Raw genomic sequence first — 25,065 nt, forward strand, 5'->3', positions numbered from 1 at the left:
GACAAGATGGCAAATTGGTCAAGATTTTCCATGCAAAATCAGCTGCTTGAAACTGGGTGTGAGGGCCTGGTCCGCGGCGCAGAAAAAATCGCTGCACCAGATTGAAACCTGATGCAGGGGCCAAGGCCGGCTCGTTGCAGTAACAGCGTCAGCCACGGGTTTGACCGTGTCCGCCGCTGGCGTTGAACAATGCTTTGCAGATCAGTTGATTACCTGTGGTCGGCGGCGGCCGACCGGGGCAGCTTCGGCCAACCCGGCACGCTTATTGAGAGGGCCCGCAGCCAGGCCGGGCCACAGGTGCAGTACTGGTGGTGTGTGTACTCCGGCCATCGCATTAGCCCGATGAGCGAAAAATTAAAAGAAAATCTGGAGAAGGCCCCATGCAACCGAGCAGATCGGAAGTGATCGAAAAGGATGGTCTGTGCGAGCTCAATGCTGGCAGCGACGTCCTCGACAGCCCCCGCTACAACCACGACATGGCCCCCACCAAGGTGCACCAGCGCACCTGGAACAAGTGGCACATCACCGCCTTGTGGGTGGGGATGTCCATCTGTGTACCGACCTACACCCTGGGCGGGGTGCTGACCGCCTACTTCGGCTTGAGCGTGGGTGAGGCGTTGCTGGCGATCCTGCTGGCCAACCTCATCGTATTGATCCCGCTGACCCTCAACGCCTTTCCAGGGACCAAGTACGGCATTCCCTTCCCAGTGCTGCTGCGCTCCTCGTTCGGCATCCTCGGCTCCAACGTGCCGTGCCTGATTCGTGCGGTGGTCGCTTGCGGCTGGTTCGGTATCCAGACCATGTTCGGCGGCTTGGCCATTCACCTGTTCCTGGGCTCGGTGTTCGACGGCTGGAAGGCCCTGGCCGGTACCGGCGAGGTGCTGGGCTTCATGATCTTCTGGGCGCTCAACCTGTGGGTGGTGCTGCGTGGCGCCGAGTCGATCAAGTGGTTGGAAACGCTGTCTGCGCCGCTGCTGGTGGCAGTCGGTTTCGGCCTGCTGTTCTGGGCCCTGCCGCACATGTCGATGACCGAGCTGCTGGCGCAACCCCCCAAGCGTCCAGAGGGCGCCAGCGTGGTCAGTTACTTCTGCGCGGGGCTAACGGCGATGGTCGGCTTCTGGGCCACGCTGTCGCTGAACATTCCCGACTTCAGCCGCTATGCCAAGAGCCAGAAAGACCAGATCCTCGGGCAGATTTTCGGCTTGCCGCTGACCATGTTCCTGTTCGCCGCCCTGGGGGTGGTGATGACCGCCGCCTCGGCCTCGCTGGTGGGGGAAACCGTCTCCGATCCGGTCAGCCTGATCGGCCGTATCCAGAGCCCAGGCTGGGTCGCATTGGCCATGGCCTTGATCGTGATCGCCACGCTTTCGACCAACACAGCAGCGAACATCGTTTCGCCCACCAACGATTTCCAGAACATCGCCCCCCGCTTGATCGGGCGCACCCGGGCGGTGCTGCTGACCGGGGTGATCGGCTTGCTGCTGATGGGCCACGAGCTGTTGAAAAAGCTCGGCTGGATCGTTTCCGACCTGAGCCTTGAGAGCGTCTATTCCAACTGGCTGCTGGGCTACTCCAGCCTGCTCGGGCCAATTGCCGGGATCATGGTGGTGGACTATTTCCTGATCCGCCGTCAGCAGCTGGACCTTGCCGGGTTGTATCGCGACGACGTTTACCCGGCCTGGAACTGGGCGGGTTTTGCCGCCTTCGCGCTACCGGTGGCGCTTACCGTGATGGCTATCGGCAATAGCAGTTTCAGTTGGTTCTATGACTACGGCTGGTTTACCGGTTCGCTGCTGGGTGGGGCGCTCTACTACGTCCTCGGTGGCATCGCTGCCCGCAGTCCCGCACGGCTGGCTAAACCTGTGCCCTGAGCAACCACGCTGGTCTGTTCGCGGGCAAGCCCGCTCCCACAGGGCTTGGCGTGATGTTCGGATCAGCGTTCAGCCTGTGCGGGCTTGCCCGCGAACAAGTCCCACTCGACAACCCATGCGTGTCAGCAGAAAAAAGCCTGAGGAGATGACCATGAATCCTGCCAAGGATGTCCTGCAATCCACCGACCGCCACGTCGACAGCGCCCGCCTGTGGCAATCTTTGATGGACCTCGCGCGCCTCGGCGCTACCGCCAAGGGCGGCGTCTGTCGCCTGGCGTTGACCGACCTCGATCGCCAGGCCCGTGACCTGTTCGTGCAGTGGTGCCAAGCGGCCGGCTGCAGCGTCAGCATCGACGGCATCGGCAACATCTTCGCCCGCCGCCCGGGGCGCAATCCCAAACTGCCGCCGGTAATGACCGGCAGCCACATCGACACCCAGCCTACCGGCGGCAAGTTCGACGGTTGCTTTGGCGTGATGGCGGGTCTTGAAGTGATCCGCACCCTCAACGACCTCGGCGTCGAAACCGAGGCGCCGCTGGAAGTGGTGGTGTGGACCAACGAAGAAGGCTCGCGCTTCCCTCCCTGCATGATGGGCTCGGGCGTGTTCGCCGGTAAGTTCACCCTCGAGCAGACCCTGGCCAAGACCGACGCGCAAGGCGTGACAGTGGGCGATGCGCTCAACGCCATCGGCTATGCCGGCCCACGTGCCGTGCTTGGTCATCCGGTGGGTGCCTACTTCGAAGCGCATATCGAACAGGGGCCGATTCTTGAGGACCAGGCCAAGACCATCGGCGTGGTGCTCGGCGCCCTCGGGCAGAAGTGGTTCGACCTGAGCCTGCGTGGCGTCGAAGCGCATGCCGGCCCCACGCCCATGCATTTGCGCAAGGACGCCCTGGTCGGCGCTGCGGCGGTGGTCGAGGCGGTCAACCGCACTGCGCTCGGCCATCAGCCCCACGCTTGCGGTACGGTTGGATGCCTGCAAGCGTATCCGGGCTCGCGTAACGTCATTCCGGGGGAAGTGCGCATGACCCTGGATTTGCGTCATCTGCAGGGCGATCAACTGGATGCGATGATCGTCGAGGTGCGTGAGGTGATCGAGGCTACCTGTGCCAAGCACGGCTTGAGCTACGAGCTGACCCCAACCGCAGATTTCCCCGCGCTGTATTTCGACCGCAGTTGCGTCGACGCGGTGCGCGACTCGGCGCGCACGCTTGGCCTGCCGCACATAGACATCGTCAGCGGGGCAGGGCATGACGCGATCTTCCTCGCCGAGCTAGGCCCGGCGGGAATGATCTTCGTGCCCTGTGAAAACGGCATCAGCCACAACGAGATCGAGAACGCCACGCCCGAGGATTTGGCGGCAGGCTGCGCGGTGTTGTTGCGGGCGATGCTGGCAGCGTCCGAGGCGATTGCCAGCGGGCGCTTGGCCGCCTGACGGCGGCTAACACTGCTGGGCTAGCGGCACGGGGAAGGGGCAGCACGTCCTGCCCCAGTGCCTCGTTGACGACGGCCGCTGGCCCTCGCCAAAGGCCCGGCCATCCAGAGTCCGGCGGATTGCCTGCACCATCCGCTGTCGCAAGGCTCCGACCGCGCTGACTGGGACCTATGGCTACAGACACATGGCGTGGAGCCTGACGGCGCGGGCCGAGCTTTGCTGAGGATCTATTGTTATTGCGCGCAGCGGCGATGGGCCAGGGCATTGCTCTGGTGCAAGACAATCATGCCCAGGAAGAGTTACAAAGTGGCAGGCTGGTGGTGGTGCTGGACCTGCCCTGGCCCGCGCGCTTCGCCTATTACGCGGTTGCTCGCCCGCATGCCTTGCAGCGTGCGCCGGTATCCGCGTTCATCGATTGGCTCAGGCAACAGGCGAACCTTGCATCGCCAGTATTGCCCACCGTCTGAAGGGAGATCGCCCCGCCCATGCTCACCCATACCGCTTACCTGCACAGTGCCAAACGCGCCAGGTTGCAACGCTTGCGCGGGCGCGTCGGCTTGGGCCTGGTCGCCGGGCTGTCGGTGCTGGCGGGAATGACCGATGCCATCGGCCTGTTGGCGATGGGCGATTTCGTCTCGTTCATGAGTGGCAACACCACCCGCTTGGCCGCAGCCATCAGCCAGGCCGATCTGGCCCTGGTGGTGCGTCTGGCGCTGGCGATTGTTGGCTTCGTAGTCGGCAATGCCCTTGGCGTGATGCTGGTGCGCAGCTTCAAGCGCAAGGCCTGGCCGGTGCTGTTGATCGTCGCCAGCCTGCTGACCGGCGCTGGCCTGTGGCCGGTACCGACGGCATTGCCAGCGCTGCTCACGGCGATCCTGGCCATGGGCATGATCAATGCCGTGGTCGAGCAAGTGAATGGCCTGCCGATCGGCCTGACCTATGTGACCGGTGCGCTGTCACGCTTCGGTCGCGGGCTTGGGCGCTGGCTGCTGGGCGAGCGGCGCAATGGCTGGCGGGTGCAGTTGGTGCCTTGGACTGGCATGTTGCTGGGCGCCGCGCTGGGGGCTTGGTTGCAACAATGGCTGGGGCTGATGGCGCTGATTGGCAGTGGCGCGTTGGCCAGCGTACTGGCCTTGGTCTGCGCCTTCATCCCCAGGGCTTGGCAGTTGGGCTACCTGCCGCGCTAACGGAGCTGTAGTCCTTTTCGGTAAGGGTAATGGCTTAGTCGAGCACCGGCCGCAGGAAGCTTCGCTCATAACTCAGAATGAACCGTTGCTCGGTCGCCAGGGCGAACGCGGCGATGCATTCCGGATCGGTTTCGGACGCTTTGCGGTACTGTTCGTACGCCGCAAGGCTGGGGAAACTGAACAGTGCGTAGGCGATATTGTTGGCGCCCTCGCAAGGCAGGAAATAACCATGGTGGGTGCCGCCCATGCGGTTGACCAGATGAATCCACAACCGTGAGTAGTGCTCGAAGGCAGGGATCTGGTAGGGGTCGATGACGTATCTGAGGTGGCAGGTAATCATTCGCTCATTCCTTTGCTGCGAGGTGGGGCGCACACCTTAGCAGGCAACCCGTAGCAGCGTCGATTAGCGCCCCATCAACGCGAGCACCAGGGTCTGACTGATCATTCGCAGCAATCCCTTGTGACAGGGGGGTGTGCCGGGGTTGCCTCTGTATGGTCCGATTGGCCCCCATCTGTAGCTTATGCCAGTTGCCTCCCTGCTTTAGCATCGATGGCCCAGCCTAGGTGCAAGTTATGAACGAGACTCCCCGCACAATCGATTTTTCCGGCCTGATGGTGCGTCGGTTGCAAACGGGTGACCACGCGATGATCTGCGCCCAGCGCGAAAAAATGTTCGCTGAGGCCGGTGGTGAGCCTGCCCAGCTGCGCGTCATGACCGAGCACTTCGCGACTTGGTTACGCCCGCGTTTATTGGACGGGCGATACTTTGGCTTCGTCCTCAGCGATCAAGGCAAAACCGCTGCGGCGATTGGTTTGATGAGCCTGGACTGGCCGCCGCATCCGGCTCATCCAACCTGCGCCCAGCGTGGTTATGTGCTCAATGTGTTCGTCGAGCCTGACTACCGACGGCGCGGGTTGGCCTCGGCCTTGATGAACCTGGCCGATGCCGAGTTCGCCCGGCGCGGCATCGGCTTTGCCATTCTCCATGCCACCGAACTTGGCCGGCCGGTGTATGAAAACCTGGGCTGGGTACCGACCGCTGAGATGGCCAAGACCATCCCGCTCGATTGAGCGACTAACACGCCCTACAGCATTTCACTTTTATTGAGTTCCAAGACATGGATATCCACTTGCTCCTCGCTTATTCCCTGGTTGCCGCGATTGCCATCGCCAGCCCTGGGCCTGCCTCATTGATGGCGATCAACAACAGCATCCAGTACGGCGCACGCTCGGCGATCTGGTCGTCGCTGGGCAATGTCAGTGGCCTGTTCTGCTTGTCGGCAGCGGCGATGCTCGGCTTGGGGGCCTTGCTTGCCAGCTCGGAAATACTGTTCAACGCCGTGAAGATTCTGGGGGCGGCTTACCTGTTCTACCTGGGCGGCAAGCAGCTATTGAAGAAGAATTCGATGCTTGCGAACGATGGCGCGGGCAGCAGCAAGGCCAACAGACCGACGCGGATGAAACTGTATAAGTCGGCATTTCTCACGGCAGCGACCAACCCCAAGGCGACTATGTTCTTCACCGCGTTGTTCCCGCAGTTCATTGACCAGGGGGCTGCATTGCTGCCGCAGTTTCTGATCCTTACCTCGATTTTCATGGCGCTGTCGCTGATGTCGCTTGGGCTGTACGCAATGCTCGCCTCGCGGGCCAAGGGCGTGTTGACCCGGCCGGCGTTTTCGCGCTGGGTCAGCCGGGTGGTAGGGACCACCTTCATTGGCTTCGGCGCGGCGATTTTGATGATGCGTCGGCAGACGGCCTGAGCGCGGCGCAGCTGGAGACTGCTCAGGGGGGCATCGCTGGCAATCGAAGGCTGTGAGCTCCACTATTGAAGCTGATCGAATAGGTGGCGGAGGTGCGTCATGCAGCGATTCAGCGCAGGGTGTCTATGCGGCGACGTCCGGATTGAAGCAACGGGGAGGCCCTACCGGGTTGGCCTGTGTCACTGTCTGGATTGTCGAAAGTTTCACGGGGCGTTGTTTCATGCCTCGGCGATCTTTCCTCAGGCGGCGGTGACGATCACGGGTGAGACGCGCGATTACGCGGGGCGGCATTTTTGTCCGCGTTGTGGTTCGTCGGTGTTCAATCGCAGTGCTGATGAAGTCGAGGTCAATCTGGGGGCGATGGATGCGCCTGATCAACTGCAGCCGACCTATGAAAGCTGGACGGTGCGCCGCGAGGGCTGGTTGCCGGCGTTTGCCCTGGCCAAGCATTACCCGCAGGACCGTGAAGGGGTAGGGCGAAGCGAGGATTGATGGCGTGTCAGTGCCGGCCTCATCGCGGGGCGAGCCCGCTCCCACGCCCATCTCCCACGAGGACCTGAGCGGCCTGCGTGGGAGCGGGCTTGCCCCGCGATGAGGCCGGCACAGTCAATCCATTGGCTGGGCTTACAACCAGTAAGTCACCGCCCACCAGCCCAGGCCACCCATCACGACGGTATACGGCAAGGCCATCCACACCATCCGCCCGTACGATAGCCGAATCAGCGGGGCAATCGCCGAGGTCAGCAGGAACAGAAACGCTGCCTGGCCATTGGGCGTGGCCACGCTGGGCAGGTTGGTGCCGGTATTGATCGCCACCGCCAAGGTCTCGAAATGCTCGCGGCTCATCGCACCGTTGACAAATGCTTGCTTGACCTCGGTGATGTAGATGGTCGCCACGAACACGTTGTCGCTAATCGCCGACAGCAGGCCGTTGGCCAAGTACAACATGCCTGGCTGCTGCTCGGCCGGTAGGGCCAGCACCGAGGCGATCAGCGGGCTGAACAACTGCTGCTGATGGATCACTGCGACCACCGCGAAAAACACCACCAGCAACGCCGTGAACGGCATGGCGTCCTGGAACGCGCGGCCCAGGCGGTGCTCGTCGGTAATGCCGGTGAACGCGGTGATCAGCACGATCACCATCAGGCCAATCAAGCCGACTTCGGCGATGTGCAGACCCAGGCAGACAATCAGGATCAGCGCGGCAACCCCCTGCACCAGCAGTGCCAGGCGCTGCGCTGGGGTGCGCGCGGCATCGTCCTCGGCGGCGTGGGCAGCCAGCACCTGGCGTACGCGCTCGGGCATCAGGGTGCCGTAGCCGAACAGGCACAGCTTCTCCAGGGCTACGCAGGTCACCAGGCCGGCGGCGAGTACTGGCAAGGAAACCGGCGCCACCTTGAGGAAGAAATCGGCGAAGTGCCAATCCAGCTCATGGCCGATCAGCAGGTTCTGCGGCTCGCCGACCAAGGTGCACACCCCGCCCAGCGCCGTGCCGACTGCGCCATGCATCAACAGGCTGCGCAGAAAGGCGCGAAACTGGTCGAGGTCTTCACGGTGCAACTGGGCGACCTGCTGGTCGCTGGCCAGCTCGGACTCTTCCCGGGGGTTGGCCCCATCCGCCACCCGGTGATAAACCGCATAGAAACCCACCGCCGCGCTGATGATCACCGCCGTCACGGTCAGGGCATCGAGAAACGCCGAAAGAAACGCCGACAACACGCAGAACAACAGCGCCAGCAGGGCCTTGGAGCGCACCCCCAGCAGGATTCGCGAGAACAGGAACAGCAGCAGCTCCTTCATGAAGTGAATACCCGCGACCATGAACATCAGCAGCAGGATCACCGGGAAGTTGTGCAGCAGCTCTTCGTACAGCGCCTGGGGCGTGGTCAGCTTGATCAGCAAGGCTTCGATCAACAGCAGACCGCCAGGCATCAGCGGATAGCACTTGAGGGCCATGCCCAAAGTGAAGATGAACTCGATCACCAGCAGCCAGCCTGCGGCCACTGGGCCAGCGCTGAGCAGCACCAGTGGGTTGAGGATCAGGAACAGGCAGATGACCGCCTTGTACCAAAGCGGCGACTGGCCCAGAAACGAGCGGGCGACAGTGCCGGCCAGAGAGCGTGACATGAATTTGTATCCTTATGATTCTGCAGTGGCGCAAAGTGCCCCAAGCGGGCGCATCGCGCAAGCTGTGCAGTCCCGCTTTTGGCACAAGTGCGGCCTGTGGGGTGCGCTATAGTCCGGCGCTGAACCCTTTTCCCACAGGAGTGCCGCCCGTGACCGACTACACCGCGTTCAAGGTCGAACTGACCGACAACATCGCCCACGTTCAGATCAATCGCCCGGAAAAGATCAACGCAATGAATGCGGCGTTCTGGGAAGAGATCATCGCGATCTTCAAGTGGATCGACGACACCGATGCGGTGCGCGCCGTGGTCATCAGCGGCGCAGGCAAGCATTTCTCCTCGGGCATCGACCTGATGATGCTGGCGTCGCTGGCCAACCAGTTGGGCAAGGACGTCGGTCGCAATGCTCGCCTGCTGCGCCAGACCATCCTGCGCATGCAGGCCTCGTTCACCGCGGTCGACAAATGCCGCAAGCCGGTCTTGGCGGCGATCCAGGGGTATTGCCTGGGCGGTGCGATCGACTTGGTTTCGGCCTGCGACATGCGCTACTGCAGCAGCGATGCGCAGTTCTCGATCAAGGAGATCGACATGGGCATGGCCGCCGATGTCGGCACCTTGCAACGTTTGCCACGGATCATCGGTGATGGCGTGATGCGCGAAATGGCCTATACCGGTCGTCACGTCGAGGCCGAAGAGGCGCGGCAGATCGGCCTGGTCAACCGGGTCTACCCTGATCAGGCGGCGCTGCTTGATGGAGTCTTTGCCATTGCCCGGGAAATTGCGGGAAAATCCCCCATTGCCGTGGCCGGCACCAAAGAGATGATCGGCTACATGCGCGACCATCGCATCGACGATGGCCTGGAGTACATCGCCACCTGGAACGCCGCCATGCTGCAGTCCGAAGACTTGCGGGTAGCCGTGGCGGCGCACATGAGCAAACAGAAACCGACGTTCGCCGACTGATTGGGCGGGGGACGCGCTTGAAGGAAGCCGAACATGTCAGCACGCTGGACTACCGCAGTACTCGACCCGCAGATCTCTGGGGGCTGGGCCGTTGCCCGCGGCCCGGACGGGTTCCTGGTGGATGACAACGGCGCGCTGTTCCCTCGCGAGTGGCTCAAGCGCCAAGCGCTGGACGTGCTCAGCGAGCACGGCATCGGCCACTTCGACGGCGAGCCGGTGTTCTTGCTCGAACTGCGCAGCGCTGGCGAAGTGGCCGGTTGTGGCTGGCGTGGCCTGCGCCAGTTCATGCTCGAAGGCGATTTCGATACCTACAAGCTACTGGGCTATGCCGCGCAGATCGGCACCTGGGCGCGTGAGCACCGTTTCTGCGGCAGCTGTGGCCAGGCAATGACGCAGATCCACTGGGAGCGGGCGATGTACTGCAAGCCTTGCGATCTGCGCAGCTACCCACGGATCTCGCCGAGCATGATCGTCCTGGTGACGCGCGGCGACGAGATTCTGCTGGCGCGCTCGCCGCGCTTTGTCACCGGGGTCTACAGCACCCTGGCTGGTTTCGCCGAACCCGGTGAGTCGGCAGAAGACTGCCTGGTGCGCGAAGTGCGTGAGGAAGTGGCGGTGGAGGTGAAGAACATCCAGTACGTGGGCAGCCAGTGTTGGCCATTCCCGCATTCGATGATGCTGGGCTTTCATGCCGAGTACGCCGGTGGCGAGATCGTCATGCAGCCGGATGAGATCGAGGATGCGCAGTGGTTCAACGTCCATGCGTTACCGCCATTGCCGGCCGGGCGTTCCATCGCCCGGCACCTGATCGACCTGTATGTCGCGCGCCGCTTAGGCTTGCCCGAACCAGTGCTGCCAGGCTAGGCGCACGGTCAACGCCAGCACCACGGTGATGAACACCGGGCGGATGAACTTGCTGCCGCCGCTGATCGCCGTGCGTGCACCGAAGAAGGCGCCGACCATCACTGACAGGCCCATGGCCAAGCCGACGATGTAGTCCACTTGCCCAGACACGATGAACACCGTCAGCGCCGCGATGTTGCTGACGAAGTTCATGCTGCGCGCCACGCCGCTGGCGCGGACCAGGTCGATCGGATACAGCAGCAGCGTGCTGACCGTCCAGAACGCCCCGGTGCCAGGGCCTGCCACGCCATCGTAGAAGCCCAGGGTGAAGCCCTGCGGCACCTGCCAGGTTTTCTTGATCGGTGCATCGGCATCCAGCGGCGCCTTCGGCGTGCCGCCAAACAGCAGGTAGATACCGCAGGCGAAGACGATCACTGGGAGCATTTTGTTCAGCCATTCGGCGGGCAGGTAGTGAGCGATGATCGCCCCCAGCAGTGCCCCGACCAGGGTGGCGAACAGGGCAGGGCGCCACTGCGCCGGGTGGAACAGCTTGCGCCGGTAGTAGGTGAAGCCGGCGGTGGCCGAGCCGAAGGTCGAGCTGAGCTTGTTGGTGCCCAGCACCAGGTGCGGCGGCATGCCTGCGGTGAGCAGTGCTGGTGTGGTCAGCAGGCCGCCACCGCCGGCGATGGCATCGATGAAGCCGGCGACGAAGGCGACTGCGGCGAGGATCAGCAGGGTGAGCGGTTCTACAGAGAGTTCGAAAGGCATGAGGGTTCGGGCTTAAGCGGCAAAGGCGCGGCAAAAGGCCGCGCTAAAGCCTGCCATGGTAGCCCTCGGGGTGAAGGGTTGCCAGTGCTGGCCTTATCGCGGGGCAAGCCCGCTCCCACGTTGGCCCTGCGATAAACCCAGCCATCGTCACAGGAGCCGGTGGGACTGCCAGCAATCTTCACAGGAACCAGCGGTACTCCCTGGCACTGACCTCCTGCATGAATGCCAGGTGATCCTGACGCTTGTTCTCGCAGTAGACCATCACGAACTCCTCGCCCAGGCCTGCCAGCACGGGTGGGTAATCGCGCATCGCGGCTACGGCGCTCAGCAGATCCTTGGGAAAATCAATGCCGCTGCGACGATCTTCATTGAGCGGCGCGATCGGTTCCTGCGCCGCGTCCAGGCCATGCTCCATGCCCGCCAGAATGGCCGCCAGCACCAGGTACGGATTGGCGTCGGCCCCGGCCAAGCGGTGCTCGATGCGCAGGTTGCGCGGATCCGACTCGGGAATACGGATGCACGCGTCGCGATCTTCGAACCCCCAGCTGGCGCGGCTGGCGGCATTGACCATGGCGCCATAGCGCCTGAACGCATTGTGGTTGGCGGCAAAGATCGGCATGCAATGCGGCAGCAGCGCCAGGCAACCGGCCACCGCATGGCGTAACGGCCGTTGCTCGTCAGCGGCCAATAGGTTGTTGCCGGCCTGGTCATACAGGCTGACATGCACATGCATGCCGCTGCCCGGCGCCTGCAAGTAGGGTTTGCTCATGAAACTGGCGCGCAGGCCGTGCTTGAGGGCCACGCCGCGGGTGCTGCGGCAGAACAGCGCCGCCCAGTCGGCGGCGCGCAGGCCGTCGTCGCAGTGGCCGAAGTTGATCTCGAACTGGCCGGGGCCCAGCTCGGCGGTGATCACGTTGGCGTCCACGCCTTGCGCATTGGCGGTCTCGACCATCTCGCGCAGCACGTCGCTAAAGCGCGACAGCCGTTCGATGTGCATGTTGGGCTGGTCATCCTGATCGCCGCTGAGCGGGTCGCGGGGGAACTGCGGCACACCGTCCTGGAGCGTGCGTTCGAACAGGTAGAACTCCAGCTCGAAGGCCACCACCGGGCGAATGCCGCGACGCTGCAGACGTTGCAGCACACGGGCGAGCACTTCCCGTGGCTCGAACTCGATGGGGGCGGCGGTGCCGTCGGAGCTGATCAGCATCTGCCCCAGCGGTTCACGCTCCCAGCTAACCGGCGTGAGGGTGCCGGGGATCAGCCGGCGTGGCGCGTCCGGGTCGCCGTCGTTGAAACAGTAGTCGCCAATGTCGAACAGTCCGCCTTGCACGCCGAGCAGTACGCAGTTTTGCGGCAGCTTCAGCGGGCTGCCAGCCGCGACCTTTTCCAGCATGTCGACGGGGTAGCGCTTACCGTAAAAATGCCCGGGGATGTCCAGGCTGATCAAGTCGACATAGCGTACAGCGGGGTGTTGGCTGCGAAACGCGCGTACTTCACTGAGCAAATCGGCAAAACCTTGGGTGGTGGTCATGGTGTGCTCTCAACGGAAGACCCAGAGGACGCGGGTCGCCTGGGTGGACAGGTTGGCATAGCGAAAATGACGGTTGGGCGGCAGCTGGAAGCTGTCGTTGGGGTAGAGGGTGACGGGCTCATCCTGGCCATCGAGCCAGAGGGTCAGCTCACCTTGCAGAACAAAGCCGCCTTGCTCGGAGCTGTCGTTCAGGTGCCCCTCGCCACTGCTGGCACCCGGTGCCAGGTGGCTATCGAGCATCGAGAAGCCGCCGTTGAGCTTGGGCGACACCAGCACATCGGTAACGCCACCGGCGTAGTACAGCGTGCGCCGCTCGTCCGGGCGGGTGACCCAGTCCAGCGCGCGCGGTTTGCTGACGTTGTAGAAATAGGTAGTGGGCACCTTCAATGCTTCGCTGATGGCGGTCAGGTCAGCCACGGTCGGGCGCGACAAGCCGCGCTCGACCTGGGACAAGAAGCCTACCGAGCGATTGATCTGATTGGCCAGTTCATCCAGGGTCAGCCCACGGTGCTTGCGCAGGTCGCGGACCAGGATCGCCAAGCCTTCGATTTCATCTTGCATGTTCATTGCCATGGCTCCGATCAGAAGTTGTCGCGTAGCCGATACCAGGCCTTGGCCGCCGCCTCCAGTGGCGCGGCCAGCAAATCGCCGCCGGGGAAGCGGCCGTTGTCGATGCCCTGGTACAGGCTTAGCAACTGCTCATCGCCGAGGATCGCATCGCTGACCGCCCGCGCCCCGGCCAGGGTCGGCAGCACGCCATGGCCGGAAAACCCCTGTAGCCAGTAGCGCTGGCCCTGGCGGCCGATGTCTGGGGTGCGTTGGATGCTGCAGTCGATGTGCCCGCCCCAGGCATGCTCCAGCGCGACCCCGGCCAGTTGTGGGAAGACCCGCTCCAAATACGGTCGAGTGGCGCTGGCGATGTCCTTGGGAATGCCACCCAGATAGGTGCAGCCGCCGCCGAACAGCAGGCGATGGTCCGGGGTCAGGCGGAAGTAGTCGGGGACGAACTGGTTGTCGATCACGCAGCTGTTGCGCGGCAGCAGTGACTGGGCGAAGGCCGGTTCCAGTGGTGCGGTGGTCACTTGGTAGGAGCCCACCGGCAGCAGCCGGCGGGCCAGGGGCCGATCGAGGCGGTCGATGTAGGCGTTACAGGCCAGCACCAGCACCTGGCTGCGGACCTCGCCATGATCGCTGCGGGCGACGAAACCGCTGGCGGTTTGCTGGTAGTCGTGGACCTGGCTCTGTTCGAAAATCTGCCCGCCAGCGGCTTCGATGGCACTGGCCAGGCCTTGCGCCAGCTTCAGTGGGTTGAGATGGGCGCCATTGGGGTCATACAGCGCGGCCTGGTAGCGGGGGCTGTCGATCCAGTCGGGTAGTTCATCGTGGCCGATCAGGCGCAAGGCGTCGTAGCCCCATTTTTCCTCGGCTTCGCGTTTTGCCTGGGCAAGCAGGTTGACCCGGCGGGGTAGCACGGCAGTCCACAGGCTGCCGGTCCGGTAGTCGACATCGAAGCCATGGCGCTGCGGCAGTTCGCGCAGCTCTTGGGCAGCCCAGCACATGCTGTCCCATAAACGGCGGGTACGCTCAAGGCCCAGGGCTTTTTCCAGCGGCGGCATATCGCACGACCAGCCCAGCAGCGCCTGGCCGCCATTGCGCCCGGACGCAGCCCAAGCCACCCGGCTGGCTTCCAGCAGCGTTACCCGTTTGCCGGCTAGGGCTAGGCGCAGGGCGGTGTGCAGGCCGCTGAAGCCGGCGCCGATGATCAGTACCTCGGTATCAAGCGGGCCTTGCAGGGTAGGGCGTAGCGGGATCGGTGCGGGGTAGGTTTTGGCGTAGTAGCTGGCGACGTGCTGTGCGGATTGCTTGAACATGCCGAGCCTCGTGAAATTTATTGTTGTTTATTTCATGAAAATTTAGCAGAAGATTTTCATTGTGCCAGTGAGGTTTGTAGGCATGCGCCGCGAAGAGGCCAGCACAGACAACGGCCCAACAGGTAAGCTTCGCCTCGAACGCCCAGTTTCATTCCTCGAACAAGAGCGATTACCGCCATGCGCCGCCTACCCTCGCTGACCGCCCTGCGCACCTTCGAATGCGCCGCCCGCCACGGCCATTTCGGCCGTGCCGCCGCCGAGCTGTGCGTCACCGACAGCGCCGTCAGCCACCAGATCCGCCAACTGGAAGAGCAGTTGGGCGTGGCGCTGTTCGAGCGCGTCGGCCGCCAGGTGCGCCCCAGCGCGGAAGCCGAGCGCCTGCTGCATCACCTGCAACAGGCCTTCGAGTTGATCGGCAAGGCCTGCGATGAGCTGCGTGACCCAGCCTCCCAGGCGGTGCTGCGGGTGGCGGTCACTGCGGAGCTGGCGCAGAAGTGGCTGGTCGCCCGCTTGGCCGACTTCAGCAGCCGCTACCCGCACATCACCCTGCACCTGCACGACCAGCCAATCGATGCTGGCGCCCCGGCCCTGGATGTCGATATCGCCATCACCTACGGCACCAGCGCATTGGACGCCAGCACCCACTTCGTCCGGCCGCTGCCGTTGTTGCAGTTCTTTCCGGTGTGCAGCCCTGGGCTGTTCAACCAGGGCGGGCTCAAGCGCCCACGCGACCTGGTACGCCACTGCCTGCTGCACGACGACCAGGATGGCAAGACCTGGACCACCTGGCTGGCCACTCACGCCGATGACGCGCTACCTACCCGCCAACTGTATTTTCCCCATGCGGCATTGGCCCTTGAGGCGGCGGTGCTGGGCCAGGGCGTGGCGATGGGCGACAACCTGACCTGCCAGGCCGATCTGCAAAGTGGCCGCCTGGTGCGCCCATTCAGTGCCAGCGTCACTGCCCAAGGGCAATACGCCCTGGTGTGCGAACGCCTGCGCCTGGAGCGCGCAGCAGTGGCGGATTTCGTCGATTGGTTCATCGAACAGATCGCCGAACCCTGAATTGAATTCACCTATCGCTGAGTTTTCATCGTTGGAAGCGTGGCGTTGGGCGGCGTAGCGTCTGCTCATCCCATCCAGTGACGACGAGATTGACCCATGGCACGTTCGCTTACCACCACTCCCAAAGCTGATGGTTTCCGCCTGCCCGGAGAGTTCGAGCCAAAGGCTGGCTGCTGGCTAGGCTGGCCGGAGCGCACGGATGTCTGGCGCAATGGGGCAAAGCCTGCGCAAAAAGTTTGGGTCGAGATTGTCACTGCTATCGCCAGCAGTGAGCCGGTGACGGTCTGCGCCTCCGCTGCCCAGTACGCCAATGCCCGGCGGGTACTGCCCGAGCAGGTGCGGGTGGTGGAAATGACCTGCAATGACACCTGGTTCCGTGACAGCGGGCCGTGTTTTGTGGTCAACGACAGCAGCGGCGAGGTGCGCGGCGTCGACTTTGAGTTCAACGCTTATGGTGGGCTCGATGGCGGTCTGTACTACCCGTGGGACAAGGACGATCAGATCGCCCGCAAAGTCCTCGAAATCGAGCACCTGGACCGCTATCGCGCCCCATTGATCGCCGAGCTTGGCGGGATCCAGAGCGACGGCCAAGGCAGCCTGCTGACCACCGAACAATGCCTGCTCAACCGCAACCGCAATGCCCATCTGGGCAAGGACGAAGTGACCCGCAGGCTGCAGGACTACCTGGGCGCTGAGCAGGTGATCTGGTTGCCACGGGGCTGCAAGTTCGACGAAACCGACGGCCATGTCGATGATCTGGCGTGTTTCGTGCGCCCTGGTGAAGTGGTGCTGCAATGGACCGACAACCGCGACGACCCGCAGTGGGAAATCTACCAGGAGGCCTACGATATCCTGCGCAGCACCCGCGACAGCCGTGGCCGCGAGCTTAAAGTTCACAAGTTGCCCCAGCCGGATGTGCTGCAATGGACTGCCGAAGAAGCTGCCGGCCTGGATCAGGTCGAAGGCACCCACCTGCGCGAGGCGGGCACGCGCATCTGCGCCTCGTATATCAACTATTACGCGGGTAACTCGGCGATTGTCGTGCCGCTGTTTGGCGACCGCAATGACAGCGTGGCGCAGGCGACGTTGGCTGAATTGTTCCCTGGGCACCGCATCATCGGCATTGAAAACTCCCGCGAGATCCTGCTGGGTGGCGGCAACGTGGCCTGCATCACTATGCCGCAATACGCTGGGGGACGCCGCTGATGAAACTGCGCAACCTCGCCCTTGCCGTGGCGTTGGGCTGCGCAGGGGCGGCGGCGCAGGCCGCCGACGCACAACAGCCGACCGTCAACCTGTACATCTGGGGCGAATACCTCGCCCCGGACACCCTGGCCAACTTTGAGAAGCTCACGGGCATCCGGGTGGTTGCCGACCATTTCGATTCTCTGGAAACCGCCGAGACCAAGCTACTCACCGGCGGCAGTGGCTACGATCTGGTGCTCAGCGCCGGGCAGCACTTGAGCCGAGCCATTGCCAGCGGCGCCTTGCAGCCGCTGGACAAGGCCAAGCTGCCGCACCTGCAGGGTATCGGTGAAGAGTTCCGTCAGCACATGGCAGTGTTCGACCCCGGCAACCACTACGCCGGGACTTACGCCTGGGGCACTACCGGGGTGGGCTTTCAGCAGCAGGCGGTCCAGGCGCGGCTGGCCGATGCGCCGCGCGATAGCTGGGCGATGTTGTTCGATCCGCAGGTGGTGGCGAAATTCGCCGATTGCGGGGTCAGCCTGCTGAATGATCCCAATGAGGTGTTTGCCGCGGTAATGCGCTACCTGGGGTTGGACATCAATCAGCAGCGCCTGGAAGACCTCAAGCTGGCTGAGGCGCAGCTGCGCAAAATACGGCCCTACATCCGCTACTTCGACAATGATCGCAACATCAATGACCTGGCCAATGGCGAAACCTGTGTGGCGATGTCGTGGAACGGCAATGTGGCTATTGCCCAAGGCCAGGCGCAGCAGGCGGGCAAGCCGTTCAGCCTGGATTACCGGATTCCGCAGGAGGGCACGTTGATCTGGCTCGATGCCCTGGTGGTGCCCAAGGATGCACCGCATCCACAGGCCGCCTGGGCGCTGATGGACTACTTGATGCGCCCTGAGGTGATCGCGCCGATTACCGACACCATCCACTATGCCAATGCGATAACCGCCGCTGATGGCCTGGTGGATGCGCAGATTCGCAATGCGCCAGGAACGTACCCGCCGGCAGAGGTGCGGGCGCGGTTGTATAGCAAGAATGACAATGGCAAGCAGTTCAATCGCGAGCTGACAAGAGCCTTCAGCCGGCTGAAAAGTGGGACGTAGGTTGGCTGATGGCCTCTTCGCGGCGGTTCGGTGCCCCGACAAGCCCGCTCCCACAGGGATAGCGCAGACCCCGAGAACAGCGCAGTACCTGTGGGAACGGGCTTGTCGGGGCGCCGAACCGCCGCGAAGAGGCCGCAACAGGCTCCACAGTCATGCGCCTAGGTTGCAGGCGTCTTGCGCTTGCTTTGTCGAGGCTTGCCACTGGCGGCTTTGGCCGCTCCAGCGGCCTTGGCCTTGCCGCCGCTGCGGCGCTTTTTCTTCCAAGGCGCACCCTTGCCACCCGCAGGCACCAAAGGCCCACTGATGGTCATGCGCATGCCTCGGCAGCGCTCGACCAGTTTGCCCATCCATGCCGACTGGCGGGCGACGAACTCTTCCAGGCTCATCTCGCCACTTTGCACCATGTCCAGCGCCTGCTCCCAGATCGCCGTGGTGCCAGGGTCGGCAATCGCCCGGGGTACGGCATCGATCAGGCTGAACGCCGCCGGGGTAGCCGCCAGCGCCTTGCCATTTTTCACCAGGTAACCACGATCGAGCAGGCCTTGAATGATGCTGGCGCGAGTCGCTTCGGTGCCGATGCCGGTGGTGTCCTTGAGCTTTTGCTTGAGCTTGGGATCGTCGACCAGCTTGGCGACGTTCTTCATGGCCTTGATCAGGTCGCCTTCGGTGAAGGGCTTGGGCGGCTGGGTCCACAGGTCCTTGAGCTGCAGGCCATGCACGGCGCAGTCCTGGCCTTCGCGCAGTGCGGGCAGTACCTGCGCAGGTGGCGCTTCACGGCCTTTGGCTGGGGTCAGCGCTTCGGGCAGGGCGCGGCGCCAACCCGCCTCGACGATCTGCTTGCCCACCGCGCGCAAGGCGTGGCCGGCGCAATCGAATTCGGCCTGGGTGCGGTCGTACTCGTGATTGGCCAGGAACTGCGCCAGATAGCGTGCCCGCACCAGGGTGTACACCGCCTTGTGCTTGGGCGGCAGCCGCGAGGGATCGCTGGCTGCGGCGGTGGGAATGATGCCGTGGTGCGCGCTGACCTTGGCGTCATTCCAGGCCCGCGAGCGGCGCTGCGGTTGCAGATGTGCGTGCAGTGGCGCAAGGCTGGCGTCGACGCGCTGCAGGGCGGCAAGAATCGCCGGGGCCTCGGCGTGTTGGCTTAGCGGCAGGTAGCCGCAATCGCTGCGTGGGTAGGTGATCAGTTTGTGGGTTTCGTACAGGGCCTGGGCAATGTCGAGGGTTTCCTGGGCGCCCAGGCCGAGCTTTTTCGAGCACACCTCCTGCAGGGTGCCCAGGTCGAACGGCAGCGGTGCTACCTCGCGCACGCGCTCGGTGGTCACCTTGCTCACTCTGGCACTGGCGGCAGCGTTGATCTGGTCAGCGGCTTGCTGGGCCAAGCCCTGGTTGAGGCAGCGACCCTGATCGTCACAGGCATCTTCAGGTGCGCGCCATTGGGCGTTGAATACGCTGCCGGCGTGTTCCAGCTGGACGTCGATGGCCCAGAACGGCACGGGTACGAAGTCAGCGATGCTGCGATCACGGTCGACCACCAGGCGCAGCGTCGGCGTTTGCACCCGGCCCACTGGCAACACCCCTTGGTAGCCAGACTGCTGGCCGAGCAGGGTGAACAGTCGGCTCATGTTCATGCCGATCAACCAGTCGGCACGCGAACGGCCCAGGGCTGAATGGTACAGGCTGAAGGTTTCATTGCCGGGTAGCAGGCGTGCCAGGGCCTTGCGAATAGAAGCGTCATCCAGCGCCGACAGCCACAGTCGCTGGATCGGTCCGCGGTAGCGGCAGTGCTCGACCAGCTCGCGGGCGATCATCTCGCCTTCACGGTCGGCGTCGGTGGCGATCACCAGCTCACTGGCTTGGCCGAGCAGGCGTTTAACGGCCTTGAATTGGCTGGCGGTCTTGGGCTTGACCAGCATCTTCCACTTGTCCGGGATGATCGGCAGGTCAGCGAGGTTCCAGCGCTTGTAGCGGTCGTCGTAGTTGTCGGGTGGGGCGGTTTCAAGCAGGTGGCCGATGCACCAGGTGACGCACAGGTCAGGGCCTTGCCAGCAGCCATCGCCGCGGCGGGTGGCGCCGAGGACTTGGGCGATGTCTTTGGCCTGGGAAGGCTTTTCGCAGAGAAAGAGGCGCATGGCCGGCAACGCTTCGTGGGCAAACGATGGGCGTTAGGATGCGCAAAGAAAAGGGGGGAAGCAAGCTATATCTGTATGGATGTACAGCTTTTTGTGTCGCGCAGCTAATTGGCTGTCGACCCTGAACGCGGGGCAAGCCCGCTCCCATCCAGGAGCAGGATTGCCTCGCGAAGATCAGATCAGGCGATCTCGTGGGAGTCGCGAACCATATCTACGTGCGGGATACCGGCCTCGAGGAATTCCTCGCTGACCACGCGAAAGCCCAGCCGCTCATAGAATGGCGTGGCATGCACCTGGGCACTCAAGGTCTGCTGCTTGAGGTCGCGGTGCTGCGCTTCGGCGATCACTGCCTGGACCAGCGCGTCGCCCACCTTCAGGCCACGCCAGTCCTTGAGCACCGAGATGCGGCCGATGGTGCCATCGGCGAGCAAACGGGCGGTGCCGATCGGGTAGTCGCCTTCCAGGGCCAGGAAGTGCAGGGCTTCCTGATCTTCGGCATCGAACTCCAGCTCAGGCGGAATGTGCTGTTCGGCGACAAACACCGCTTCGCGGATGCGGCGGATATCGGCGTTGTCTTTATGCCAGTCGGCGAGGCGAACGCTGATTTTATTCATTGGCGAATCCCACACTCCCTTGTTTGACCAGCTGGCAGACCAACGTGCGGCCTTCTTCGTCGTTGAGCCACTCTACAAGGTTTTCGATGTGCAGTGCGTCGGCCGCGCAGATCAGCTTCAGCAGTTCGCGCAGATGCCCCGAGACCAGACGGCTCTGGCCACTGGCGAACAGCAGCAGGTTGTCGTCGACTTCCGACCAGGCCAAGCGCGCGCTTGGGTTGCGCACCAGGATCGCGCCTTGCTCCAGGCTGTCGATCAGTTCTTCTTCGCTGAGCTCTTCGCCGGCAACCTGCTCGGGGTAACGCGGCTCGGTCATGAACTGGCCGAACCAGGTCAGCAGCAGGCGCTCGTCGCCCATGTGCTCGGCGAGCAGGGCCTTGAGGCGGTCGAGGGCGTCGTGCTGGATCTGGTGCGGGTCGCTGACCGGCTGGGCGTCGGCGTCGCTGTAGCGCTCTTCGTCCGGCAGGAACTGGCTGAGGAAGTCGGTGAAGTGGGTCAGCACTTCAGCGGCGCTCGGCGCACGGAAGCCGACCGAGTAGGTCAGGCAGTCGTCTTCGGCGACGCCGTAGTGGGCCAGGCGTGGTGGCAGGTAAAGCATGTCGCCCGGCTCCAGGCTCCACTCGTCGGTCTGCTCGAAGTCGGCGAGGATGCGCAGGTCGGCGTGCTCGATCAGCGGACTGTCGCTGTCGCACATCTGGCCGATCTTCCAGTTGCGGTTGCCGTGGCCTTGCAGCAGGAACACATCGTAGTTATCGAAGTGCGGGCCGACGCTGCCACCAGGGGCGGCGTAGCTGATCATCACATCGTCGATACGCCAGCTTGGTAGGAAACGGAAGTTTTCCAGCAGCTCGGCCACTTCCGGGACGAACTGGTCCACAGCCTGTACCAGCAGGGTCCAGTCACGCTCTGGCAGCTCGGAGAAGGCGTCTTCGGCGAACGGGCCGCGGCGCAGTTCCCACGGACGCTCGCCGTGCTCGAGCACCAGGCGCGACTCGACTTCCTCTTCCAGGGCCAGGCCGGCCAGCTCGTCGGGGTCGATCGGGCTTTCGAAATCAGGGAAGGCCTGGCGCACCAGCAGGGGCTTCTTCTGCCAGTAATCGCGCAGGAATTCACGAGCAGTCAAACCGCCAAGCAGCTGCAGTGGAGTATCAGGATTCATGTTCAACCTATTGAAAAAATGTAATTTTCGTCCGGGAATAAAAACGCCCGGCCAGGCCGGGCGTTGCACGCGGGCACAGACTTAGATGCGTTTGGCCTGGGCCACGGCGTTACCGATGTAGGTCGCCGGGGTCAGCAGCTTGAGCTCAGCCTTGGCTTCGGCAGGCATATCCAGGCCGTCGATGAAGGTCAGCAGCGCTTCAGGGGTGATGCCCTTGCCACGGGTCAGCTCCTTGAGCTTCTCGTAGGGGTTTTCGATGTTGAAGCGGCGCATGACGGTCTGGATCGGCTCGGCCAGGACTTCCCAGCAGGCGTCCAGGTCGGCGGCGATGCGCTGGGTGTTGATTTCCAGCTTGCCGATGCCTTTGAGGCTGGCTTCGTAGGCGATCACGCTGTGGGCAAAGCCGACGCCCAGGTTACGCAGCACGGTGGAGTCTGTCAGGTCGCGCTGCCAGCGCGAGATCGGCAGCTTGCTGGCCAGGTGCTGGAACAGTGCGTTGGCGATGCCCAGGTTGCCTTCGGAGTTTTCGAAGTCGATCGGGTTGACCTTGTGCGGCATGGTCGAGGAGCCGATTTCGCCAGCGACGGTCTTCTGCTTGAAGTAACCCAGGGAGATGTAGCCCCAGACGTCACGGTCGAAGTCGATCAGGATGGTGTTGAAGCGCGCGATCGCATCGAACAGTTCGGCGATGTAGTCGTGCGGCTCGATCTGGGTGGTGTACGGGTTGAACTGCAGGCCCAGTTCGTCTTCGATGAAGGCGCGGGCATTTTCTTCCCAGTCGATCTGCGAGTAGGCCGACAGGTGGGCGTTGTAGTTGCCCACGGCGCCGTTGATCTTGCCCAGCAGCGGCACGGCGGCAACCTGGGCGATTTGACGCTCCAGGCGGTAGACGACGTTGGCCAGCTCTTTGCCCAGGGTGGTCGGCGAAGCCGGCTGACCGTGGGTGCGCGACAGCATTGGCACGTCGGCGTAATGGTGGGCGAGGGCGCGGATCGACTCGGCGATCTGGCGCATCAGCGGCAGCAGTACGTCGTCACGGCCTGCGCGCAGCATCAGGGCGTGGGACAGGTTGTTGATGTCCTCGCTGGTGCAGGCGAAGTGGATGAACTCGCTGACCTTGGCCAGTTCAGGCAGTTGCGCAGCCTGCTCCTTGAGCAGGTACTCGATCGCCTTGACGTCGTGGTTGGTGGTGCGCTCGATTTCCTTGACGCGTTCGGCGTGTTCCAGCTTGAAGTCGCTGGCCAGGGTATCGAGCACGGCATTGGCCTCGGCGGAGAACGCCGGCACTTCACCGATCTGCGGGTGAGCGGCCAGACGCTGCAGCCAGCGCACCTCGACCAGGGCGCGGAAACGGATCAGGCCGTATTCGCTGAAAATGGGGCGCAAGGCCTGGGTTTTGCCGGCGTAGCGGCCGTCTACAGGGGAAACCGCAGTGAGCGAGGAAAGCTGCATGGGGTGTTCTCGGACAGTCAGGCTTTTGGAAGGGCGCATATCATACATGAAAAATGCGTCCGGGTCGGGTGGCTGACCAAAGGTCGGGCCATTTCGAAGCGTGTAGTACCTGGCGTGGGAGCGGCCTGGCCCCGCGCCGGCGGTGGTGCCTTCGGCATCGCAATCGCGGGGCAAGCCCGCTCCCACGGTTCACTTCAGTCGTTGGGACGCATCATCGTGTACAGCTCGTTGAGCAGCTTGCGCCGGCTGAACACCAGCTGCCAACGGTGCCCGCCCAGCTGGCGCCACAGGCGGGCGGCGCGAATACCGGCGAGCAGCAGGGCGCGGATCTTTGAGGCGTTGCTGGCCTGCTGCAGGAAGCGCATGTCGCCATGTACCTGGATACGCTGGCGCAAGGTGCTCAGGGTGTCCTGGTACAAGGCTCCACTGGAAGCGATGACGTTTTCATGAACCAGGCCGAAATGGTCGGCCTGCGACTGGATCTGCGGCAGGCGGTTGCCGATGGTCTCGAGCAGGTCGTCGCGCTTGGCCAACTGCCGCTCCAGGCCGAGCATCGACAGGGCATAGCGCAGTGGCTCGCGCTGCAGGCTGCTGGGGTCGCGCTCCAGGGCGCCGACCAGCGCACGATAACCATCGCGCAGATTGAGGTCATCGCCGCCGAACACTTCCAGGGTGTCCTTGGGGTCACGTACCAGCAGGCTGTTGAGCATGCAGCCGATGTTGGCCTCGGTGGCCTGGCCGGTGCGGGCGATACGGTCGACCAGCACCGCCGCCTGGAACACGCCGCCAAGGGCAATCAGTTGCTCCTGGAGGTTGCTCATGGACGAGGGCTCCAAGGCTCGGCGGTTTCGATCACGCCGCCACCCAGGCACACTTCTCCGTCATAGAACACCACCGATTGGCCCGGAGTGACGGCCCGCTGTGGTTCGTCGAACACGGCGCGGTAGCCGTTTTCAGTGCGCTCCAGGGTACAAGCCTGATCACCCTGGCGATAGCGGACCTTGGCTGTCAGGCGGCGCGGCGCAGCCAGGTCGATTTGGTTGACCCAGTAGATCTGCGAGGCGAGCAGGGCGCGGGAGAACAGCCACGGGTGTTCGTTGCCCTGGCCAACTACCAGCACATTGCGCTCAAGGTCCTTGACCAGCACGTACCACGGATCGTCACCGGCATCCTTCAGGCCGCCGATACCCAGGCCCTGGCGTTGGCCGATGGTGTGGTACATCAGGCCATGGTGGCGGCCGATCACTTCACCTTCGGTGGTTTCGATGTCGCCCGGCTGGGCCGGCAGGTACTGCTTGAGGAAGTCACTGAAACGCCGCTCGCCAATGAAGCAGATCCCGGTGGAATCCTTCTTCTTGGCGGTGGCCAGGCCATGCTTCTCGGCAATGGCGCGTACTTCGGGTTTTTCCAGCTCGCCAACCGGGAACAGGGTGCGGGCGATTTCCTTGCCGCCAACGGCGTGCAGGAAGTAGCTCTGGTCCTTGTTCGGGTCCAGGCCCTTGAGCAGCTCGGTGAGCTCGCCAGTGTCGCGACGGCGCACGTAGTGGCCGGTGGCGATCAGGTCGGCGCCCAGCGACAGTGCGTAGTCGAGGAACGCCTTGAACTTGATTTCGCGGTTGCAGAGGATGTCCGGGTTGGGTGTGCGGCCGGCCTTGTACTCTTCAAGGAAGTGCTCGAACACGTGGTCCCAGTATTCGGCTGCAAAGTTGGCGGTGTGCAGCTTGATGCCGATGCGGTCGCACACGGCCTGGGCGTCGGCCAGGTCTTCGCGGGCGGTGCAGTATTCGGTGCCGTCGTCCTCTTCCCAGTTCTTCATGAACAGACCTTCCACCTGGTAGCCCTGCTCGATGAGCAAAAGGGCGGAGACGGAAGAGTCCACGCCGCCGGACATGCCGACGATGACGCGGGTCTTGGCGGGGTCTTTGAGTGCTGGGCTGGTCATGGCTACCGATGTGTATCAGGGAAAAAGGTCGATTCTATCAGGC

The 25,065-nt window shown here is 63.4% G+C and carries 24 protein-coding genes; 12 read left to right on the forward strand and 12 right to left on the reverse strand.

Annotated elements, in window-relative coordinates:
- Positions 1–380 precede the first annotated feature (380 nt).
- The 4 genes from ACI2JX_RS03395 to ACI2JX_RS03410 all read left to right on the forward strand — a co-directional run bounded on the left by ACI2JX_RS03395 (position 381) and on the right by ACI2JX_RS03410 (position 4,493).
- Positions 381–1,871, forward strand: a complete 1,491-nt coding sequence (locus ACI2JX_RS03395; protein ID WP_368971632.1) for an NCS1 family nucleobase:cation symporter-1 — start codon at positions 381–383, stop codon at positions 1,869–1,871.
- A 151-nt stretch (positions 1,872–2,022) separates the two neighbouring features.
- Positions 2,023–3,306, forward strand: coding sequence for a Zn-dependent hydrolase (locus ACI2JX_RS03400; protein WP_404689375.1), 1,284 nt, complete (start codon positions 2,023–2,025; stop codon positions 3,304–3,306).
- A gap of 236 nt (positions 3,307–3,542) precedes the next feature.
- Positions 3,543–3,773, forward strand: a complete 231-nt coding sequence (locus tag ACI2JX_RS03405; protein WP_404689376.1) for a LysR substrate-binding domain-containing protein — start codon at positions 3,543–3,545, stop codon at positions 3,771–3,773.
- A gap of 18 nt (positions 3,774–3,791) precedes the next feature.
- A complete protein-coding gene (locus tag ACI2JX_RS03410) occupies positions 3,792–4,493 on the forward strand; it encodes a YoaK family protein (protein ID WP_404689377.1) in 702 nt (233 codons plus the stop codon).
- 34 nt (positions 4,494–4,527) lie between these two features.
- On the opposite strand, the gene ACI2JX_RS03415 is transcribed toward ACI2JX_RS03410, so the two are convergent.
- On the reverse strand, positions 4,528–4,833 hold the full coding sequence (locus tag ACI2JX_RS03415; protein WP_404689378.1) for an NIPSNAP family protein: 306 nt from the start codon (positions 4,831–4,833) through the stop codon (positions 4,528–4,530).
- Between the two features lie 233 nt (positions 4,834–5,066).
- Between ACI2JX_RS03415 and ACI2JX_RS03420 the strand changes: the two genes are divergently transcribed.
- The 3 genes from ACI2JX_RS03420 (at position 5,067) to ACI2JX_RS03430 (ending at position 6,745) form a co-directional block, all read left to right on the forward strand.
- On the forward strand, positions 5,067–5,564 hold the full coding sequence (locus tag ACI2JX_RS03420; protein ID WP_264233157.1) for a GNAT family N-acetyltransferase: 498 nt from the start codon (positions 5,067–5,069) through the stop codon (positions 5,562–5,564).
- Between the two features lie 47 nt (positions 5,565–5,611).
- On the forward strand, positions 5,612–6,253 hold the full coding sequence (locus tag ACI2JX_RS03425) for a LysE family translocator (RefSeq protein WP_404689379.1): 642 nt from the start codon (positions 5,612–5,614) through the stop codon (positions 6,251–6,253).
- 99 nt (positions 6,254–6,352) lie between these two features.
- Complete coding sequence (locus ACI2JX_RS03430) at positions 6,353–6,745, forward strand: GFA family protein (protein ID WP_264233159.1); 393 nt, start codon at positions 6,353–6,355, stop codon at positions 6,743–6,745.
- Positions 6,746–6,877: 132 nt separating this feature from the next.
- Here ACI2JX_RS03430 and nhaB read toward each other — a convergent pair whose 3' ends face one another.
- Positions 6,878–8,380, reverse strand: a complete 1,503-nt coding sequence (nhaB, locus tag ACI2JX_RS03435) for a sodium/proton antiporter NhaB (RefSeq protein WP_404689380.1) — start codon at positions 8,378–8,380, stop codon at positions 6,878–6,880.
- 149 nt (positions 8,381–8,529) lie between these two features.
- On the opposite strand from nhaB, the gene ACI2JX_RS03440 reads away from it, so the two are divergent.
- Positions 8,530–9,342, forward strand: a complete 813-nt coding sequence (locus tag ACI2JX_RS03440; protein ID WP_368971637.1) for a crotonase/enoyl-CoA hydratase family protein — start codon at positions 8,530–8,532, stop codon at positions 9,340–9,342.
- Between the two features lie 33 nt (positions 9,343–9,375).
- Positions 9,376–10,206 carry an NAD(+) diphosphatase gene (nudC, locus tag ACI2JX_RS03445; RefSeq protein ID WP_264233162.1) on the forward strand — a complete coding sequence of 277 codons (831 nt, stop codon included), beginning with the start codon at positions 9,376–9,378 and terminating at the stop codon, positions 10,204–10,206.
- Here nudC and ACI2JX_RS03450 read toward each other — a convergent pair.
- From ACI2JX_RS03450 to ACI2JX_RS03465, 4 genes are all read right to left on the reverse strand, one after another.
- Positions 10,174–10,953, reverse strand: coding sequence for a TSUP family transporter (locus ACI2JX_RS03450; RefSeq protein ID WP_186557210.1), 780 nt, complete (start codon positions 10,951–10,953; stop codon positions 10,174–10,176). The genes nudC and ACI2JX_RS03450 overlap by 33 nt on opposite strands.
- Positions 10,954–11,131: 178 nt before the next feature.
- Positions 11,132–12,484 (reverse strand): glutamine synthetase family protein, encoded by a 1,353-nt coding sequence (locus ACI2JX_RS03455; protein ID WP_404689381.1) that lies wholly within the window; start codon positions 12,482–12,484, stop codon positions 11,132–11,134.
- Between the two features lie 9 nt (positions 12,485–12,493).
- Positions 12,494–13,051: a helix-turn-helix domain-containing protein gene (locus ACI2JX_RS03460; protein ID WP_186557208.1), complete on the reverse strand. Its 558-nt coding sequence runs from the start codon at positions 13,049–13,051 to the stop codon at positions 12,494–12,496.
- Between the two features lie 14 nt (positions 13,052–13,065).
- Positions 13,066–14,355, reverse strand: coding sequence for an NAD(P)/FAD-dependent oxidoreductase (locus ACI2JX_RS03465; RefSeq protein WP_404689382.1), 1,290 nt, complete (start codon positions 14,353–14,355; stop codon positions 13,066–13,068).
- A 177-nt stretch (positions 14,356–14,532) separates the two neighbouring features.
- Here ACI2JX_RS03465 and ACI2JX_RS03470 point away from each other — a divergent pair, with 177 nt between their 5' ends.
- The 3 genes from ACI2JX_RS03470 (at position 14,533) to ACI2JX_RS03480 (ending at position 17,723) form a co-directional block, all read left to right on the forward strand.
- A complete protein-coding gene (locus tag ACI2JX_RS03470; RefSeq protein WP_264233168.1) occupies positions 14,533–15,420 on the forward strand; it encodes a LysR substrate-binding domain-containing protein in 888 nt (295 codons plus the stop codon).
- 96 nt (positions 15,421–15,516) lie between these two features.
- Positions 15,517–16,626: an agmatine deiminase gene (gene aguA, locus ACI2JX_RS03475; RefSeq protein WP_404689383.1), complete on the forward strand. Its 1,110-nt coding sequence runs from the start codon at positions 15,517–15,519 to the stop codon at positions 16,624–16,626.
- Positions 16,626–17,723 carry an extracellular solute-binding protein gene (locus tag ACI2JX_RS03480; protein WP_312152392.1) on the forward strand — a complete coding sequence of 366 codons (1,098 nt, stop codon included), beginning with the start codon at positions 16,626–16,628 and terminating at the stop codon, positions 17,721–17,723. Before aguA ends, ACI2JX_RS03480 begins: the two co-directional genes overlap by 1 nt.
- A gap of 158 nt (positions 17,724–17,881) precedes the next feature.
- Here the strand turns inward: ACI2JX_RS03480 and ACI2JX_RS03485 are convergent, their stop codons facing one another.
- The 6 genes from ACI2JX_RS03485 to mnmA form a co-directional block, all read right to left on the reverse strand.
- Entirely contained in the window at positions 17,882–19,855 is a 1,974-nt protein-coding gene (locus ACI2JX_RS03485) for a DNA topoisomerase III (protein ID WP_404689384.1), read from the reverse strand.
- A 179-nt stretch (positions 19,856–20,034) separates the two neighbouring features.
- Positions 20,035–20,469, reverse strand: coding sequence for a GNAT family N-acetyltransferase (locus ACI2JX_RS03490; RefSeq protein ID WP_264233175.1), 435 nt, complete (start codon positions 20,467–20,469; stop codon positions 20,035–20,037).
- Complete coding sequence (locus ACI2JX_RS03495) at positions 20,462–21,628, reverse strand: cupin domain-containing protein (protein ID WP_264233176.1); 1,167 nt, start codon at positions 21,626–21,628, stop codon at positions 20,462–20,464. Before ACI2JX_RS03495 ends, ACI2JX_RS03490 begins: the two co-directional genes overlap by 8 nt.
- A gap of 81 nt (positions 21,629–21,709) precedes the next feature.
- Positions 21,710–23,080 carry an adenylosuccinate lyase gene (gene purB, locus ACI2JX_RS03500; protein ID WP_404689385.1) on the reverse strand — a complete coding sequence of 457 codons (1,371 nt, stop codon included), beginning with the start codon at positions 23,078–23,080 and terminating at the stop codon, positions 21,710–21,712.
- Positions 23,081–23,274: 194 nt separating this feature from the next.
- Entirely contained in the window at positions 23,275–23,901 is a 627-nt protein-coding gene (hflD, locus tag ACI2JX_RS03505) for a high frequency lysogenization protein HflD (RefSeq protein ID WP_404689386.1), read from the reverse strand.
- Positions 23,898–25,022: a tRNA 2-thiouridine(34) synthase MnmA gene (gene mnmA / locus ACI2JX_RS03510; RefSeq protein ID WP_404689387.1), complete on the reverse strand. Its 1,125-nt coding sequence runs from the start codon at positions 25,020–25,022 to the stop codon at positions 23,898–23,900. Before mnmA ends, hflD begins: the two co-directional genes overlap by 4 nt.
- Between the last annotated feature and the right edge of the window lie 43 nt (positions 25,023–25,065).

Source organism: Pseudomonas sp. NPDC088890 (assembly GCF_044900155.1).
Lineage (GTDB): Bacteria > Pseudomonadota > Gammaproteobacteria > Pseudomonadales > Pseudomonadaceae > Aquipseudomonas > Aquipseudomonas urmiensis.

What these genes read in the sequence shown, in the direction of transcription:
- ACI2JX_RS03450 (WP_186557210.1), bottom strand. Translation starts at nt 10,953, where the DNA reads ATGCCTTTCGAACTCTCTGTAGAACCGCTCACCCTGCTGATCCTCGCC.
- ACI2JX_RS03415 (WP_404689378.1), bottom strand. Translation starts at nt 4,833, where the DNA reads ATGATTACCTGCCACCTCAGATACGTCATCGACCCCTACCAGATCCCT.
- ACI2JX_RS03395 (WP_368971632.1), top strand. Translation starts at nt 381, where the DNA reads ATGCAACCGAGCAGATCGGAAGTGATCGAAAAGGATGGTCTGTGCGAG.
- aguA (WP_404689383.1), top strand. Translation starts at nt 15,517, where the DNA reads ATGGCACGTTCGCTTACCACCACTCCCAAAGCTGATGGTTTCCGCCTG.
- ACI2JX_RS03420 (WP_264233157.1), top strand. Translation starts at nt 5,067, where the DNA reads ATGAACGAGACTCCCCGCACAATCGATTTTTCCGGCCTGATGGTGCGT.
- ACI2JX_RS03400 (WP_404689375.1), top strand. Translation starts at nt 2,023, where the DNA reads ATGAATCCTGCCAAGGATGTCCTGCAATCCACCGACCGCCACGTCGAC.
- nhaB (WP_404689380.1), bottom strand. Translation starts at nt 8,380, where the DNA reads ATGTCACGCTCTCTGGCCGGCACTGTCGCCCGCTCGTTTCTGGGCCAG.
- ACI2JX_RS03425 (WP_404689379.1), top strand. Translation starts at nt 5,612, where the DNA reads ATGGATATCCACTTGCTCCTCGCTTATTCCCTGGTTGCCGCGATTGCC.
- nudC (WP_264233162.1), top strand. Translation starts at nt 9,376, where the DNA reads ATGTCAGCACGCTGGACTACCGCAGTACTCGACCCGCAGATCTCTGGG.
- ACI2JX_RS03490 (WP_264233175.1), bottom strand. Translation starts at nt 20,469, where the DNA reads ATGAATAAAATCAGCGTTCGCCTCGCCGACTGGCATAAAGACAACGCC.
- ACI2JX_RS03410 (WP_404689377.1), top strand. Translation starts at nt 3,792, where the DNA reads ATGCTCACCCATACCGCTTACCTGCACAGTGCCAAACGCGCCAGGTTG.
- ACI2JX_RS03485 (WP_404689384.1), bottom strand. Translation starts at nt 19,855, where the DNA reads ATGCGCCTCTTTCTCTGCGAAAAGCCTTCCCAGGCCAAAGACATCGCC.
- ACI2JX_RS03460 (WP_186557208.1), bottom strand. Translation starts at nt 13,051, where the DNA reads ATGAACATGCAAGATGAAATCGAAGGCTTGGCGATCCTGGTCCGCGAC.
- ACI2JX_RS03430 (WP_264233159.1), top strand. Translation starts at nt 6,353, where the DNA reads ATGCAGCGATTCAGCGCAGGGTGTCTATGCGGCGACGTCCGGATTGAA.
- ACI2JX_RS03480 (WP_312152392.1), top strand. Translation starts at nt 16,626, where the DNA reads ATGAAACTGCGCAACCTCGCCCTTGCCGTGGCGTTGGGCTGCGCAGGG.
- ACI2JX_RS03465 (WP_404689382.1), bottom strand. Translation starts at nt 14,355, where the DNA reads ATGTTCAAGCAATCCGCACAGCACGTCGCCAGCTACTACGCCAAAACC.
- mnmA (WP_404689387.1), bottom strand. Translation starts at nt 25,022, where the DNA reads ATGACCAGCCCAGCACTCAAAGACCCCGCCAAGACCCGCGTCATCGTC.
- ACI2JX_RS03455 (WP_404689381.1), bottom strand. Translation starts at nt 12,484, where the DNA reads ATGACCACCACCCAAGGTTTTGCCGATTTGCTCAGTGAAGTACGCGCG.
- hflD (WP_404689386.1), bottom strand. Translation starts at nt 23,901, where the DNA reads ATGAGCAACCTCCAGGAGCAACTGATTGCCCTTGGCGGCGTGTTCCAG.
- ACI2JX_RS03470 (WP_264233168.1), top strand. Translation starts at nt 14,533, where the DNA reads ATGCGCCGCCTACCCTCGCTGACCGCCCTGCGCACCTTCGAATGCGCC.
- ACI2JX_RS03495 (WP_264233176.1), bottom strand. Translation starts at nt 21,628, where the DNA reads ATGAATCCTGATACTCCACTGCAGCTGCTTGGCGGTTTGACTGCTCGT.
- purB (WP_404689385.1), bottom strand. Translation starts at nt 23,080, where the DNA reads ATGCAGCTTTCCTCGCTCACTGCGGTTTCCCCTGTAGACGGCCGCTAC.